Source organism: Sphingomonas cremea (assembly GCF_021502585.1).
Taxonomy (GTDB): Bacteria; Pseudomonadota; Alphaproteobacteria; order Sphingomonadales; family Sphingomonadaceae; genus Sphingomicrobium; species Sphingomicrobium cremea.
Window position 1 is genome coordinate 372,501 of record NZ_JAKFGM010000002.1, and the last position, 14,981, is coordinate 387,481.

The 14,981-nt window shown below is 64.2% G+C and carries 17 protein-coding genes (1 of these 17 only partly in view); 8 read left to right on the forward strand and 9 right to left on the reverse strand.

The annotated features are described in order from the left end of the window. Together LVY65_RS08320 and LVY65_RS08325 are read right to left on the reverse strand one after the other, a co-directional pair. On the reverse strand, positions 1–620 hold the 5' portion of the coding sequence (locus LVY65_RS08320; protein WP_235067569.1) for an ammonium transporter. Its footprint begins 613 nt before the window's first position; 620 of the gene's 1,233 nt are visible here — the first part of the coding sequence; its start codon is at positions 618–620; its stop codon lies off the left edge, out of view. Positions 621–689: 69 nt separating this feature from the next. Next, a complete protein-coding gene (locus LVY65_RS08325) occupies positions 690–1,574 on the reverse strand; it encodes an arginase family protein (RefSeq protein WP_235067570.1) in 885 nt (294 codons plus the stop codon). Between the two features lie 41 nt (positions 1,575–1,615). On the opposite strand from LVY65_RS08325, the gene hutI reads away from it, so the two are divergent. Both hutI and hutU read left to right on the forward strand, forming a co-directional pair. Next, a complete protein-coding gene (gene hutI, locus LVY65_RS08330) occupies positions 1,616–2,833 on the forward strand; it encodes an imidazolonepropionase (RefSeq protein WP_235067571.1) in 1,218 nt (405 codons plus the stop codon). A 96-nt stretch (positions 2,834–2,929) separates the two neighbouring features. Then, positions 2,930–4,591 carry a urocanate hydratase gene (hutU, locus tag LVY65_RS08335; RefSeq protein WP_235067572.1) on the forward strand — a complete coding sequence of 554 codons (1,662 nt, stop codon included), beginning with the start codon at positions 2,930–2,932 and terminating at the stop codon, positions 4,589–4,591. On the opposite strand, the gene LVY65_RS08340 is transcribed toward hutU, so the two are convergent. After that, positions 4,588–4,884: a hypothetical protein gene (locus LVY65_RS08340; protein WP_235067574.1), complete on the reverse strand. Its 297-nt coding sequence runs from the start codon at positions 4,882–4,884 to the stop codon at positions 4,588–4,590. The two genes, hutU and LVY65_RS08340, sit on opposite strands and share 4 nt — an antisense overlap. A gap of 72 nt (positions 4,885–4,956) precedes the next feature. Here LVY65_RS08340 and hutH point away from each other — a divergent pair, with 72 nt between their 5' ends. Continuing rightward, entirely contained in the window at positions 4,957–6,465 is a 1,509-nt protein-coding gene (hutH, locus tag LVY65_RS08345; RefSeq protein ID WP_235067575.1) for a histidine ammonia-lyase, read from the forward strand. A 3-nt stretch (positions 6,466–6,468) separates the two neighbouring features. Here hutH and LVY65_RS08350 read toward each other — a convergent pair whose 3' ends face one another. Beyond that, on the reverse strand, positions 6,469–6,879 hold the full coding sequence (locus LVY65_RS08350; protein WP_235067576.1) for a hypothetical protein: 411 nt from the start codon (positions 6,877–6,879) through the stop codon (positions 6,469–6,471). Positions 6,880–7,031: 152 nt separating this feature from the next. Further along, positions 7,032–7,430, reverse strand: coding sequence for a DUF2147 domain-containing protein (locus LVY65_RS08355; RefSeq protein WP_235067577.1), 399 nt, complete (start codon positions 7,428–7,430; stop codon positions 7,032–7,034). A 135-nt stretch (positions 7,431–7,565) separates the two neighbouring features. Between LVY65_RS08355 and LVY65_RS08360 the strand changes: the two genes are divergently transcribed. After that, positions 7,566–8,639 (forward strand): PepSY-associated TM helix domain-containing protein, encoded by a 1,074-nt coding sequence (locus tag LVY65_RS08360; protein WP_235067578.1) that lies wholly within the window; start codon positions 7,566–7,568, stop codon positions 8,637–8,639. 27 nt (positions 8,640–8,666) lie between these two features. Here the strand turns inward: LVY65_RS08360 and yghU are convergent, their stop codons facing one another. The 3 genes from yghU to LVY65_RS08375 form a co-directional block, all read right to left on the reverse strand. Continuing rightward, positions 8,667–9,539 carry a glutathione-dependent disulfide-bond oxidoreductase gene (yghU, locus tag LVY65_RS08365; RefSeq protein ID WP_235067579.1) on the reverse strand — a complete coding sequence of 291 codons (873 nt, stop codon included), beginning with the start codon at positions 9,537–9,539 and terminating at the stop codon, positions 8,667–8,669. 64 nt (positions 9,540–9,603) lie between these two features. Further along, positions 9,604–9,972 carry a fluoride efflux transporter CrcB gene (gene crcB / locus LVY65_RS08370; protein WP_235067580.1) on the reverse strand — a complete coding sequence of 123 codons (369 nt, stop codon included), beginning with the start codon at positions 9,970–9,972 and terminating at the stop codon, positions 9,604–9,606. Next, the gene (locus tag LVY65_RS08375; RefSeq protein WP_235067581.1) at positions 9,972–10,925 is read right to left on the reverse strand and encodes a DUF808 domain-containing protein; all 954 of its coding nucleotides are present in this window, start codon (positions 10,923–10,925) and stop codon (positions 9,972–9,974) included. Before LVY65_RS08375 ends, crcB begins: the two co-directional genes overlap by 1 nt. Before the next feature lie 147 nt (positions 10,926–11,072). On the opposite strand from LVY65_RS08375, the gene LVY65_RS08380 reads away from it, so the two are divergent. Beyond that, positions 11,073–11,504 (forward strand): nuclear transport factor 2 family protein, encoded by a 432-nt coding sequence (locus LVY65_RS08380; protein WP_235067582.1) that lies wholly within the window; start codon positions 11,073–11,075, stop codon positions 11,502–11,504. Here LVY65_RS08380 and LVY65_RS08385 read toward each other — a convergent pair. Next, positions 11,501–11,866, reverse strand: a complete 366-nt coding sequence (locus LVY65_RS08385) for a winged helix-turn-helix transcriptional regulator (RefSeq protein ID WP_235067583.1) — start codon at positions 11,864–11,866, stop codon at positions 11,501–11,503. The genes LVY65_RS08380 and LVY65_RS08385 overlap by 4 nt on opposite strands. 101 nt (positions 11,867–11,967) lie before the next feature. Between LVY65_RS08385 and LVY65_RS08390 the strand changes: the two genes are divergently transcribed. Genes LVY65_RS08390 through LVY65_RS08400 form a run of 3 tightly spaced genes read left to right on the forward strand, consistent with a single transcriptional unit; the run spans position 11,968 to position 14,968 of the window. Next, entirely contained in the window at positions 11,968–12,963 is a 996-nt protein-coding gene (locus tag LVY65_RS08390) for a zinc-dependent alcohol dehydrogenase family protein (protein WP_235067584.1), read from the forward strand. 57 nt (positions 12,964–13,020) lie between these two features. After that, the gene (serS, locus tag LVY65_RS08395) at positions 13,021–14,274 is read left to right on the forward strand and encodes a serine--tRNA ligase (RefSeq protein ID WP_235067585.1); all 1,254 of its coding nucleotides are present in this window, start codon (positions 13,021–13,023) and stop codon (positions 14,272–14,274) included. Continuing rightward, positions 14,261–14,968 carry an alpha/beta fold hydrolase gene (locus LVY65_RS08400; protein WP_235067586.1) on the forward strand — a complete coding sequence of 236 codons (708 nt, stop codon included), beginning with the start codon at positions 14,261–14,263 and terminating at the stop codon, positions 14,966–14,968. Before serS ends, LVY65_RS08400 begins: the two co-directional genes overlap by 14 nt. Positions 14,969–14,981: the final 13 nt, after the last annotated feature.

Consider the following 14,981-nt stretch of genomic DNA (forward strand, 5'->3'; position numbering starts at 1 on the left):
AGCACCAGCGCCAGGCTGTGCGGCGGCATCGCTTCCTTCAGGAAACCGATGCGCGGCCCGGCGAAAGCTACTCCGACGAGGCCCGCGACGCCGGCGTTGATGTGCACGACGGTTCCGCCGGCAAAGTCGATCGCCCCGGTCTGGAAGATCAAGCCGTCGTTCGCCCAGACCATGTGCGCGATCGGCGCATAGACGATGGTCACGAACAGCAATGCGAAGACCAACATCGCCGAAAAGCGCACCCGCTCGACCAACGCGCCAACAACCAGTGCCACTGTGATTGCGGCAAAGCTCATCTGGAAGCATGTGAACAAAAGCTCGGGGATCGCCTCTCCCGGCGTTGCCAGGGCCCACGCCGAATCGCCGTCGATCCCCTTAAGGCCCGCCTTGGCCAAGTCGCCGACAATGTGACCGGTGCCTGAGAAAGCGAGACTATAGCCCCAGCCGACCCAGGCGAGGATGGCGACCGCGCCGACACCCATCACCTGGCTCATCACCGACAGCAGATTCTTGGCTCGGACCAGCCCGCCATAGAATAGAGCGAGGCCGGGAAGCAGCATCATCATCACCAGCAGCGTCGCGGTCAGCATCCACGCCGTGTCGCCGCTGTTGACCTGCATCCCTGCCCCCTTGCTGCAGCGCACAAGCTGCAGTCATGGGCCCGGGCGATCAAGCCGTCGGTGAACTATTCAACGCTGCTCGAAGCCGGCCAGGCATTCGGCCACCCAGCGGCCGGCGGTCAGCGCACTGAGGTCGGTGGAATCGAGCGGAGGATCCCATTCGGTAAGGTCGATCAGCCGGACTCTCGGATCGGCGGCCAAGGTTCGTGCTGCAATGAAGAAATCATGGGATGCCATCCCGCCCGGCCGCGCTCCCGGTGCCCCGGGCAGCTGGGCCCGGTCGATCACGTCAATGTCGCAATCGACGACTAGCGCTTCGCAATGACGCAGATGATCGAGCGCTCGTCCGACCGCCCGGTCGATCCCTTCCGCTCGCACTCCCGCGATCGTCACGACAAGGTGCCCGCCATCGATCGCGTCGCGGTGCATGGCCGCCGAATTGGCGAATGGAGCAAGCCCGATCTGGGCTATGTTCGCCCCCGGCAGCCCATCTTCGCGCAGCGCCCGCACCGGGTTGCCGTTGCCCAGGCCCTGCGACGTATCGCGCATGTCGAAATGGGCGTCGAGGGTGATCAGCCCGATCTTGTCCAGCGGGAGGCCGAGCGCATGCACGCCCGGCCGCGTCACCGCATTGTTGCCGCCGATAAGCAGTGTCAGTTCGTGCCGCTCGACGCTCCCCTTGCAGGCAGCGACAATCGACGGCGCAGCTTCCTCGATCGACAGTCCCGCGATCGGAACATCGCCATGGTCGGCGATCGGGGTCGACAATTCCTTGCCGGTCTCGACGTCATAGCGTCCGATCCGGCGAAGGGTCGCGCGGAGCACGCCCGGCGCCAGGTCGCACCGCCCCGGAGTGACCGACCCGGCATCGAGCGGGACTCCGACCATTCCGACCGGCGCGTCGGCGCCCTTTTCGACAATCAGTTCGGAAAGATTGGGCCAGCTGCTGCTCATGCGCTTGACGCTAGCACTCTCGCCGCCCAATGCCACCCGGCATGTGGGATCGGCTACTGACTGACTGCCATGTCGCGACAATGGTCGCGTCGCCGGGCAATCCGCTGGGCCTGTTCCCCAATGCAGCGATCGGCATCGCCGATGGCAAGATTGTCCGCGTCGGCAAGCGCACCGAGCTCGCCGGATTCCGGGCAAAGGAAGTCACTCCCTGCGGCGGTGCCTGGGTCACGCCTGGGCTGGTGGACTGCCACACCCACCTGGTGTTCGGCGGCACCCGCGCCAACGAACATGCCATGCGCCGCGCCGGCGCCACCTATGAGGAGATCGCCAAGGCCGGCGGAGGCATCGCCTCGACCGTCGCGGCGACCAAGGCCGCCAGCGCCGACGAGCTGCGTGACACCGCCCGCCGCCGCCTCCACGCGCTGATGCAAGGCGGCGTCACCTCCATCGAGATCAAGTCGGGCTATGGACTCGACACCGCGTCGGAAATCCGCCTGCTCAACGCCGCCCGCGCCATCGGCCGCGACGAGCCGGTGCGGGTCGTCACCACACTGCTCGCTGCCCACGCGCTCCCGCCCGAGGCGAAGGAAGGCCCGGCGCGCGATGTCTATGTGAAAATGATCGCCGAGGAGATGATCCCGGCGGTCGCCAAGGCCGGTCTCGCCACCAGCGTCGACGCATTCTGTGAGTCCATCGCCTTCACCCCCGCGGAGGTCGAGCGCGTCTTCACCGCCGCTCGCGCTAATGGCCTACCGGTCCGGCTCCACGCCGAGCAGCTTAGCAACCAGAAGGGCGCCGAATTGGCCGCGCGTTACAAGGCGCTGTCGGCAGACCATCTCGAACATCTCGACGCGGCGGGCGCAAAGGCAATGGCCGCCGCGGGGACGGTCGCGGTGCTGCTCCCCGGCGCCTTCTACGCGCTCAATGAGAAGAAGAAACCGCCGGTCGATCTGCTGCGCGACGCGGGCGTGGCCGTAGCCATCGCCAGCGACTGCAACCCCGGCACCTCGCCGGTGCTGAACCCGCAGCTCATCATGAACATGGCCTGCACCCTGTTCGGCCTGACACCAGAGGAAGCGATCGCCGGCATGACCATCAACGCCGCCCGAGCCCTAGGCCTCGCCCATGAAGTCGGGACAATCGAAGCCGGCAAGGCCGCCGACCTCTGTGTCTGGCGGGTTAGCGAGCTATCGGAGCTGGGCTACTGGATCGGCATGCCGGGGCCGGAGCGGCGGATTTTCTGCGGACAAGATTCTTGACCTTTGTCGTCATTGCGAGGAGCGCAGCGACGAAGCAATCCAAGAAGAGTCGGCGATGCTGGATTGCTTCGCTGCACTCGCAATGACGAGGGACCAGTGACCACCAATCGACGCGACAACAGCCGCCATATCCGCGCGCGGCGGGGCTCCGACATCAAAGCGAAGCATTGGACCACCGAGGCTGCGGTGCGGATGCTGATGAACAACCTCGACGACGAGGTCGCCGAGGACCCGCAAAGCCTGGTCGTCTATGGCGGCATCGGCCGCGCCGCGCGCGACTGGGCCTGCTATGACAAGATCGTCGAGACGCTGGAGCGGCTGGAGGAAGACCAGACCTTGCTGATCCAGTCAGGCAAACCCGCCGGCGTCTTCCGAACCCACAAGGATGCGCCCCGCGTGCTCCTCGCCAACTCCAACCTCGTCCCCCACTGGGCGACATGGGAAAAGTTCAACGATCTCGATCGCAAGGGGCTTATGATGTACGGCCAGATGACGGCCGGGTCGTGGATATACATCGGCAGCCAGGGCATCGTTCAGGGCACTTACGAGACCTTCGCCGAGATGGGCCGCCAGCATTATGGCGGCGACCTCAAGGGCAAGTGGATTTTGACTGGCGGGCTAGGCGGCATGGGCGGGGCGCAACCGCTCGCCGCGGTGATGGCGGGGGCGCATTGCATTGCGGTCGAGGTCCAGGACAGCCGGATCGAAAAGCGCCTCGAAACCCGCTACCTAGATCATCGTGCGACCAGCATCGACGAGGCGCTGGACATCGTCGCCAAGGCGACCGAACCCACTTCAGTGGGCCTGCTCGGCAACTGCGCCGAAATACTTCCGGAAATGGTCCGGCGCGGCATCCGCCCCGACGCGGTCACCGACCAGACTTCGGCGCATGACCCGGCCAACGGCTATTGCCCGGCCGGCTGGACCGTCGCCCAGTGGATCGAAATGCGCGAACGCGATCCCGCCGCAGTCGCCGCCGCCGCGCGCGAGTCGATGGCGGTCCACGTCCAGGCAATGCTCGACTTCCAGAAGATGGGCATTCCGACCTTCGACTATGGCAACAACATCCGCCAGGAAGCTTTCAACGAGGGCCTCAAGCACGCGTTCGACTTCCCCGCCTTCGTCCCCGCCTATGTCCGCCCGCTCTTTTGTCGCGGCGTCGGCCCGTTCCGCTGGGCCGCATTGTCGGGCGATCCCGAGGACATCGCTAAGACCGACGCCAAGGTGAAGGAGCTGATCCCCGATGATCCGCAGCTCCACCGCTGGCTCGACATGGCTAAGGAGAGGATCGCCTTCCAGGGGCTTCCCGCGCGCATCTGCTGGGTCGGTCTTGGCCAGCGCCACCGCCTCGGCCTCGCCTTCAACGAAATGGTGAGGAGCGGAGAAGTCTCCGCCCCCATCGTCATCGGCCGCGACCATCTCGACAGCGGCAGCGTCGCCTCCCCCAACCGCGAGACTGAGGCGATGCAGGACGGTAGCGATGCGGTCAGCGATTGGCCGCTATTGAACGCACTTTTGAACACCGCCAGCGGCGCGACTTGGGTCTCGCTCCATCATGGTGGCGGGGTCGGCATGGGCTATTCGCAGCACAGCGGCGTGGTGATCGTCGCCGACGGGACCGACGATGCCGCCCGCCGGCTCGAACGAGTCCTCTGGAACGATCCCGCCACCGGCGTTATGCGCCACGCGGACGCCGGGTATCAGATCGCAATCGATTGCGCGAAGGAGCAGGGGCTGGACCTGCCGATGATCAGTTAGTTGGACGGCGCGGGCGGCGCCTTCTTTTCCGCATCGTCACCGACTTCGATTGTCAGCGGGCCGAATGTTTTGGCACGGTCGGGCGGCTGGACTCGACTGCAGCGCTGGGCATTGCAGGCGATCATCTCGCCGCTGTCTGTGTCCATGCGCACCACTGAGTCTCCGGTAGATGCGATCTGGTAGCGTGGTTCGCCCCGCGAATTGCCCCATGACAGAATCAGCGCCGCGCCAACGATAGCGGCGGCGATGATCGCGGGTCCGCGCGCTCTACGGTCTTCCTCTGATGTCGCCATTTTCGTCCCTCCGCCTCTTCTCCCGCTATAGCCCGCTGTTCCTCGCCGCCCAAATCTCCTAGACGCGCGCGCATGAACGTGTTGAACCCCGAAGCCATCGACCTCGCGACCCTCCGCCAACTTTGGCAGGGCGCGCCCGTCAAACTCGACGACGCCAGCATGGACCGCATCCGCGCCTCCGCTGCGTCGGTCGATCGCATCGTTGCGGGGGGTGAGACGGTCTATGGAATTAACACCGGCTTCGGCCTGCTCGCCAACACCCGTATCCCTGCAGAGCGGCTGGCCGAGCTTCAGCGCAACCTGATCCTGTCGCATAGCTGCGGGCTCGGCGATGCGTTGCCGCGCCAGGTCGTCCGGATGATGATCGTTCTGAAGCTGCTCGGCCTCGGCCGCGGCTATTCGGGCGTGAAGCCGTTGGTAATCGATGCCCTGCAAGGCTTGCTCGACCGGGACGCCATGCCGGTTATCCCCGCTCAGGGCAGTGTCGGCGCCAGCGGAGATCTCGCCCCGCTCGCCCACCTTATCGCCGCCATGATGGGGGAGGGGCGAATCGACGTCGCCGGTGAAGTTCTCCCTGCACGCGAAGCGCTCGATCATCTCGGAATGAAGCCGCTCGAGCTTGGCCCGAAGGAAGGCCTGGCCCTCATCAATGGCACCCAGGCCTCGACGGCCATCTCTCTCGATGCGCTGTTCATGGCCGAGCGGGTATTCGGCGCTGCCATCGCCGCCGGTGCGCTGTCGGTCGATGCGCTCAAGGGTTCGGTCAAGCCGTTCGACCCGCGAATCAGCGAAGTCCGTGGCCAGTCCGGCCAGATCCGCGTCGCGTCGCTTGTCCGCGAACTGCTCGACGGCAGCGCAATCGTCGAGAGCCATTTCCGTTGCGGCCGGGTGCAGGATCCCTACAGCTTCCGCTGCCAGCCGCAGGTCATGGGCGCCGCGCTCGACCTGCTCACCAACGCCGCCCGCACCCTGACCATCGAGGCCGGCGCGGTGACGGACAATCCGGTCGTGTTCGAGGATGAGGACATCGCCATCAGCGGCGGCAATTTCCACGCCCAGCCGGTCGCCTTCGCCGCCGACATCATCGCCATGGCGATGTGCGAGGTGGGGAGCCTGTCCGAACGCCGCACCGCGGTTCTGATCGACCCCAAGATGAGTGGGCTCCCGGCATTCCTGACAGACGATGGCGGAGTAAATTCGGGGCTGATGATCCCGCAGGTGACGCAGGCCGCACTGGTCGCCGAAAACCGCAGCCTAGCCTTCCCGTCGAGCGTCGACAGCGTGCCGACGTCGGCGGGACAGGAGGACCATGTCTCTATGGCCCCAATCTCCGCGCGCAAGGCTGCGAGCATTGCGAAGAACGTCGCCGGCATCGTCGCGGTCGAGCTGATCGCCGCCGCGCAAGGTGTCGACTATCATGCTCCGCTCAAGACTTCGGCGAAGCTCCAGGCCGTCCACGCAAAGGTTCGCGCGATCAGTCCGCGCCTCGAATCCGACCGCTACTGGGCCGATGAAATGGCCGCGCTGCAGGCAGCGGTGCTGGCCGGCGAAACCGGCCAGCTTTTCCGCCTGCTCGACTAGGCGCTATTGTTCGCCTAGGGTCGCCAGGATCTGGGCTGCGGTCATGGGCCCATTGGACGTTGTATCAGTGTGGCTGGCGATCATCGTTCGGAACTGGATGCTGGCACGAGGCCCGGACGCAATGCCCATCTTCTTCGCCGCTGCATCGACCGCATCGTCCTGTGCCTTAGTCGTCACGGGATTGATCACCAGATAGTCCCAGCTGTCGCCCGACGTATGAACATAGATTTGGGACGCTGCCACGCCCGCTGCCGCGGCCGCGCGGTCTTGCTGCGCCATCCATTTCAAAAGGGCCACCTGCTGGCCCGGAGCCGCGCGATATAACGACACAATATGCTGTGGCGCATCCTGGGCGATTGCCGGTGACGCAATTGCGCATGCGGCGGCCGCCGCAAAGATTATCCCTATTTTCATTTCATTTGCCCCTTGTTCGGCGCCCGCGCGCCAGTGCAGCCTGCCCGTTGGCAGGCCGGCCAAGTCTCCCATGGGGACGCTACAGATGCGGGATCAGCGTCGCGCACTTAACGCATGTTAAGCGTTATCGGCAAGCGGCCGATAGATTGGGGCTAGCTCGGCACCCGTGTCCAGCGCTCGTTGTCGCACAGGAGGCCGCCCAGGATGCAACCTTGGACCTGCATGGAGTCATCGCCGAGCTGGCGGACCGTAGCGGTTGCGTGGGCATTGCGTTTGGGAACGAATGCGCGCCCGCGGAAGCGCCCGTCGCCGATCGGTTTGAGCCCGGTCAAGATCTGCGTGCCCACCAGGTTGGCGGTGCCCCCCTTGCGCGCCTTGGCCTTGGCCTTTTCGCTGGCCTGGACAACCGTACCGCAATAGGCGGTGCCGCAGCGCGCAACCTGCACGACGACAGTGCGCTTGGGGTTGGTCCACTTGCCCTCGATGGCCTGGGCCGAGGCCGGGGCCGACGCCAGTACAATGGCCGCGATCGTGATGAAGAACTTACGCATGGGTTCCTCTTGGCAGGCCAATGTGACGAAAATGGTGCCTTCAGCTTGACCTTAGATGAACGCGGTCGATAGTTATTGATAATCATTCGCATCTAGACTAAGCGAATAGGGTATCCCTTCTCCGTTCGAGTTTTCATGAAATTTCTGTCGTTCCTTCACCGCTGGTCCGGCGGGCTCATTGGCCTGCTACTCGCTGTCCTCGGCCGTTCCGGCGCGATCCTCGTTTGGGAAAGCGAGTGGATTTCACTGACCGGCACGCACGATCCGGTAGTCGAACGGATCGAAGTGCTAAGTGTCATCGCAGAGCGCGAAGTAGCCAGGGGCGCGACCCGCATCACCTTCGCCAGCCCAGAAATCGGCCTCCATTTGGTTACCCGCGATAGTGGCGCCGGCGCCTACATCGCGCAGGATGGCACGATGGTGGCGTCATGGTCGAGCCAATGGCAACGGCCGGAATTATGGATCTTCGACCTCCATCATCACCTGTTTGCAGGCCATAATGGAGAGCTCGTCGCCGGTTGGGCCGGAGTATTCGGCCTGCTGTTCGTCATCAGCGGATCGATCCTGTGGTGGCGCAGCCGCCGTAACTGGCGGCCACGGCTTTTGCCCCGCAGATTTCAGCCAGGGCCGATCGTCAGCCATCATCGCGATCTTGGGATCATCGTCGCGCCGCTTCTATTGCTCAGCTTCCTCACCGGCACTGGCATGGTATTCAAGGAAGCGGCTGCAGCGGTATTAAGTCCGTTCGGCAAAATTGAAGCACGGGCCAAGCCACCCGAGATTGCGCCAACCAAGGGCCCGGCGCGGATTGCGACACTGTTGGCTGAAGCCAGGGCCCGCTTTCCCGACGCCGCTTTGCGCCGTTTGAACGCACCGACCAAACCCGGCCAGCCCTGGTCGGTCCGCATGCGCCAGCCGTTTGAATGGTCCGTCGGAGGCCGGACCAACCTAACGTTCGATGGCTCGGGCAGGTTGATCAAGATCGACGATCCGGCCACTAGCAGCCGGGCGGCGTCAATCTATGAGAAATTCCTGCCGGTCCACAGTGCCAGGGTTGGAGGCATCGCCTGGAAACTGACGATGACCCTGTCTGGCCTCGGCCTGACCATCCTCGGGCTTTTGGCTACCTGGTCATTTTGGTTCCGCAAGGCGAATAAACGGAGGCGACCCGATAGTGAGGGAGCCGGCCTTGAGGTCGCCGCCGCGTAGGGGAACCAGCGCCAGACGCATATGACATCAGCCCAGGTCGGCGGCGCTATGTCGCTCCGGCACAAAACTCGGATCGTTGCTTGGCTTACGGTTGACCCGCCGTCCGCGCTGGACCGCAGGCCGCGCCGCAACCTCGTCAACCCACCGGTTGAAATGGCGATAATCCTTCAGGGACAGGAAGCTCGCGGCATCGCCATAGGCCTGGCCCAATGCAATACCGCCGTACCAGGGCCAGATAGCCATGTCAGCGATGCTATACTCGTCGCCGGCGGCAAACCGATGCTCGGCGAAATGCCGATCGAGGACATCATATTGCCGCTTGGCCTCCATCGCATATCGGTCGATCGCATATTGGATCTTGACCGGTGCGTAGGCGTAGAAGTGGCCGAAGCCACCGCCGAGGAAGGGCGCCGACCCCATCTGCCAGAACAACCAGCTCAATGCTTCTGTCCGCTTGGCCGGGTCCTTGGGCAGGAAGGCGCCGAACTTCTCCGCCAGATAGAGGAGGATCGATCCGCTCTCGAACACGCGTTGCGGCTGGTTGGGATTCGATTGATCGAGAAGCGCCGGGATCTTCGAATTGGGGTTTAGCTCGACGAAGCCCGACCCAAACTGCTCGCCTTCGCCAATATCGATGTACCAGGCATCATACTCGGCACCCGCATGACCTGCCGCGAGCAGCTCCTCGAGCATGATGGTTACTTTCTGCCCATTGGGCGTGCCGAGCGAATATAGCTGCAGCGGCTGGTCGCCGAGCGGCAGCGCCTTGTCGTGGGTTTGACCGGCGATAGGCCGGTTGATGCTGGCGAACTGGCCGCCGCTCGGTTGGTCCCAGCTCCACACTCTGGGCGGAACATATTCGGCAGGGAGAGAGGGGATTTTGTCAGGGGCGTCGGCCATCTTTACTCCTTCGCGTCGCGGGCTTGCCGGAAATGGGTATGCGAATTGCAACTGACAAGTAGCCTCAAGCGAGGCGCGACAACATCAGCCCAAGTGCTGCCCCGATCAAAGACAGGATGACGCTTCCCAGCACATAGAATCCCGCCTGCATCGGCTCGCCCCGTTCCCATAAGGTCAAGGCATCTAGGCTGAAGGCGGAAAAAGTGGTGAACCCGCCGAGGAAGCCAGTGATTAGGAACAGCCGCGCATAATGACCTGTTTCGAACGCCGAAAATAATCCGGCCAGCAACCCGATTGCGACACTTCCCGAGACGTTGACTGCCAGGGTCCACCAGGGAAAGCCGGGCCCCAACAGCGTTAGCCCCGCCCGCCCGGTCGCATGTCGCGCCAAAGCTCCCAACCCGCCGCCCAGGAAGACGAGCAACCAGTGCATCAGGCGTCGACCACAAATTGTTCTGGATGCTTGGTGAGCTGGCGAACGATGATGGCTATGATCCCGCCAACGATCACGCCGATGATCGATGCGGCGATCGCATCCGATAACCACTTCACGATCGCATGGAGCGGACCGAACCAAGAGGCGATCGCGTGCCCCGCATCATGCACGACGTGCGGCAATTGCTCGAAGCCCAGCTCCTCGATGCCGTGCAATAGGATGCCGCCGCCAACCCACAGCATGGCCGCCGTACCGATGCCGGACAGCGATGTGAGCAGCTTGGGCACGATATGGACCAGGCCCCGTCCCACCGCCTTGCTGGTACGGCTGGCTCGCTCGGCGAGATGGAGGCCGATATCGTCCAGCTTCACGATCAGCCCGACGACGCCATAGACCGCAACCGTGATCACCAGGCCAACCAATGCCAGCGCGGCGGCCTGCTCCGCGATCCCAAGATCGCTGAGCTCGTTCAGGGCAATCGCCATGATTTCGGCGGACAGGATGAAATCGGTTCGGATTGCACCAGCGACCTGCCGGTCCTCCAATTCCTTGGCGGAATCCGCCTGCAGCAGCTCGGTTTCATGATGATGATCGTGGAGTATGGCCTCGACGATCTTCTCGGTTGCTTCGAAGGCAAGGTACGCACCGCCGATCATCAGCAATGGCGTAATCAGGACCGGGGCGAATGCCGACAGGGCGACCGCCCCTGGCAACAGGAACAGCAGCTTGTTCTTGAGGCTGCCGAGCGCGATCTTCCAGATGATCGGCAGCTCGCGGTCCGGCGTCAGGCCGGTGACGTAGCGCGGCGTCACCGCAGTATCATCGATGACAACGCCAGCAGCCTTGGTCCCGGCCTTGGCGGTTGCGCCGGCAACGTCGTCGAGGCTGGCAGACGCCAGCTTGGCGATCATCGACACATCGTCGAGCAGCGCGATCAGTCCGGATGGCATGGATTTCCCCGTAGTTGGTGCGCATGAGTTAGCGGCAGATGCGGCCGCTTGCCAGCGTTCGTCTGGCAGAACTGAACGTTCGCCGGACATTCGCTTTACAAAATTCAACCGGCGAACCTCCTGTCCCGGACCATCGGGAGCGCTCGTATGAAATTGCCGTTGCTTGCCATGCTGATACTGGACGCTCTGCCATTGGCGGCTGCGCCAGCCAAAGACATATCGATCGTTGCCGCCGCTGACGCGTTCGACCGGGCGCAACTTACCAAGGATGGCGCGGCAATCGGGCGGATTGTCCTCGACGACCTCGTCTTTATCGACAGTTCGGGCAAACGGCTCGGGAAGAAGGAATTCATCACCGGCTGGACTGCGCCGGGCGATCGCTTCGACCCGATTTCGCTGATCGATCGCACGGTCGTCCCGCTCGGACGCGACGCGGCGGTGGTAGGCGCGGAGGTCAACCTGTGCGGGACCTCGGATGGCGTCCCCTTTTGCAGCCGAATCCGCTACGCCGACACGTTTGTGCGGATCGACGGGCGCTGGCGGGTGGCGCACATCCAGGTGACGCGCATCAAGGGCTAGGCGGCGAGGTCCTTCGCTGGCTTAGGTTCGCCCAGGCGGCGCGACTGGAATGATAGCCCCCAGTCGCGCATCGTCAGCAGGATGGGCTCGAGCGATCGGCCGAATTCGGTCAGCTCATATTCGACCCGGGGAGGAACCTCCGGGAAAACCGTGCGGCTGATGACGCCGTCCGCTTCCAGCTCGCGCAATTGCAGCGTTAGCATCCGTTGCGTCGTTCCGGGGACAAGTCGCGAAAGCTCACCAAAGCGGCGCTTTCCTTCCAGCAGATGGAACAGGATAACTGCCTTCCACAGCCCGCCGATAACTGACAGCGTCGCCTCGACCGAGCAGCCGGTTCGCCAGTCGTAACGCTTGGGACGCATCCAATACTTCCTTTTATGATAGTATATGCTTTTATTGTAACTTCTTGCGAATCAATAAGTAACAGTAGAAATGGCCCGTTGTCCATCACTAGGAGACGACGATGAAGGCCATGATTTTGTCCGCTTATGGCGGCGGTCCCGACAGTTTCGAGCCGGCCGAACTGGCCGACCCCGTTCCGCTTGCAGGTCAAGTGCTGGTGCGGGTTACCGCCGCCAGCGTGAACCCGGTCGACACCAAAATCCGGCGGATCGGCCATGCGTCTTCGCCGGAACTTCCCGCCCTGCTCGGCTGCGACATGGCCGGCGAAGTAGTGGCGGTGGGCGCGGATGTTTCCGGCTTCGACGTGGGCGATCGAGTCTATGGCTGCGTCGGCGGGGTCCGTGGCTCGCCCGGCACTTATGCCCAACTGGTGTTGGCCGATGCGCGATTGCTCGCCAAGGCGCCGGAAGGTCTGCTGCTTCGGGAAACAGCGGCGCTTCCGCTGGTCACAATCACCGCCTGGGAAGCGCTCGACCGGCTTGGGGTCGGGGAAGGCACCCATTTGCTGGTTCATGGCGGCGCCGGCGGCGTTGGCCACATTGCGATCCAGCTTGCCAAGGCGCGGGGCGCTCGGGTTGCGACGACCATTTCTTCGCCCGAAAAGGCAGCGATCGCGCAAGGCTTCGGTGCCGATGAGATCATCGACTACCGATCGGAAGCGGTCGAGGCCTACGTTGATCGGTTGACCGGCGGGCGCGGCTTCGACGCGGTGTTTGATTCGACCGGGGGCAGCGATCTTGCCACCTCCTTTGCAGCCGCCCGGCTCAATGGACAGGTCGCGGTCATCGTCGCCAGCTATTCCGCCGACCTCACTCCGATGCACGTCAAGGGACTGTCGCTCCACGCCGTGTTCATGCTGATCCCGCTGCTCTACGGTATCGGGCGGGAGGAGCATGGCCGTATCCTGGCGAAAGCCGCGAAGCTGGTCGATGAAGGCCGGCTTAGGCCCCTGATCGACGCCGAGCGATTTACCCTGGAAGAGGTCGGCAAGGCGCACGCAAAGCTCGAATCCGGCCAGGCGCTGGGCAAGCTGGTAATCGACGTCGCGGCCGATTGATCGCGCAGCCCTTGCGCGCGCGTCGCCTTTCGCGCAACTGGCCGAGCCATGCTTGCAATGGATTTCATCAAGGCCAACCGCGAAACGGTCGAGCGCGCGATCCGCGACAAGGGCGTCGACCTCGACGTCGATACACTGCTGGCGCTGGAGGGTGACGCTCGGTCGCTCAAGACTGAGATCGACAATCTTCGCGCCAGCCGCAACGCGATCAGTGCCCGCTTCAAGGACGCCGCGCCCGAGGAAAAGGCGGCGCTCGGCGCAGAGGCCAAGGCGGCCGGCGCCCGCGCGTCTGAACTCGAAGTCGAGCTCGGTGAAAAAGACGCGGCGCTGAAGGCGATGATGCTGAGGCTGCCCGGCATCCCCTGGGAAGGCGCGCCGGTCGGCCCCGATGAAAGCTTCAACACCGTCGTCCGCCAGGAAGGCGCAGTCCCGGCCTTCACCTTCCAGCCGCTCGACCATGTCGCGCTGATCGAACGCAACGACTGGGCGGAACTCAGCCGCATCGTCCAGGTCTCGGGCAGTCGCACCTATTGCCTGAAGGGCCGTCTCGCCCTGCTCGAGGCCAAGCTGATGGGCTGGGCGCTCGAGCAGATCGCGGAGGCCGGCTTCACCCCGATCACCGTCCCGGCCATCGCCCGCGGACAGGCCTTTCTCAGCCAGGGCCAATTCCCCGGCCATAAGGAAGAAACCTACGAGCTTCCCAACGACGACCTGTGGCTGGCCGGAACCGCCGAGGTCGCGCTGACCTCGCTCCATTCGGGTGAGATCGTCGAGCACGACCGGCTGCCGATCCTCTACGCCGGCTACTCCCCCTGCTTCCGCCGCGAAGCGGGAAGCGCCGGCAAGGACGTCCGCGGATTGTTGCGGGTCCACCAATTCCTCAAAGTGGAACAGTATGTCATCTGCGAGGCGGATGAGGGGGTTAGTGCGGAGTGGCACGCCAGGCTGCTGGGCCTGGCCGAGCAGCTGCTGGCCGCGCTTGAAATCCCCTACCAGGTGATCGAGACTTCGACCGGCGACATGGGCCTTGGCAAATATCGGATGAACGACATCGAAAGCTGGGTGCCGAGCCTCGGCAAGTATCGCGAGACTCACAGCTGTTCGACCCTGCACGACTGGCAGGCCCGCCGCGCCAACCTCCGCTACCGCGACAAGGAGGGGCAGGTCCGCTTCGCCCACACGCTCAACAACACGGCACTGGCCTCCCCGCGTATCCTGGTCCCGCTGCTGGAGAATCACCAGACCGCCGATGGCCGCGTCCGCCTGCCCGAGGCGATTCGCCCGCTGATGGGCGGTGATGAATATCTCTGACGGAGATCCGAGGGACGAGCTCCCGCCGCCGTCGTGGCGGCGGCTGCACGAGGCGGCGTGGCTGGGCAGCCGCATCTTCAGGAGCTTCGGCCACTTGAACCCGCGCGGCCCCGAGGGCGGCCCGCCGGCGCTGGTCATCCCCGGCTTTATCGCCGACGACCGCACGACGATGGAGCTCCGCAGGGCGCTGGCGGAGGCAGGCTTCCGCACCCACGGCTGGGACCGCGGCTGGAACCTCGGCGCCCGCCACGACACGATCGAGCAGCTGAAGCACCGCCTGGACCAGGTTTCGACCGAAGAGCCGGTGCTGGTCGTCGGCTGGAGCCTCGGCGGAGTGTTCGCGCGCGAACTCGCCCGCGCCCACCCGGAGCGAGTCCGGGCGGTGGTCACCCTGGGCAGCCCATTCAGCGGCGACCCGCACCAGAATAATGTCTGGCGGCTCTACGAATGGATCGCGGGGCACAAGGTCGACGAACCCCCGATCGCCCGAGTCACCGACAAGCCCCCGGTCCCGACCCTGGCGATGTGGTCGCGCTACGACGGCATCATCGCCGTCCGCGCCGCCCGCGGCCTGGCCCATGAAAGCGATCATTCGGTGGAGCTGGATTGCACCCACATGGCGTTCGGTGTTTCGCGGCGGACGACGCGGCTTGTAGTGCAAGAAATCGACAGCTTCCTGAAATCGTTCACCTAATCGGCCCGGATTC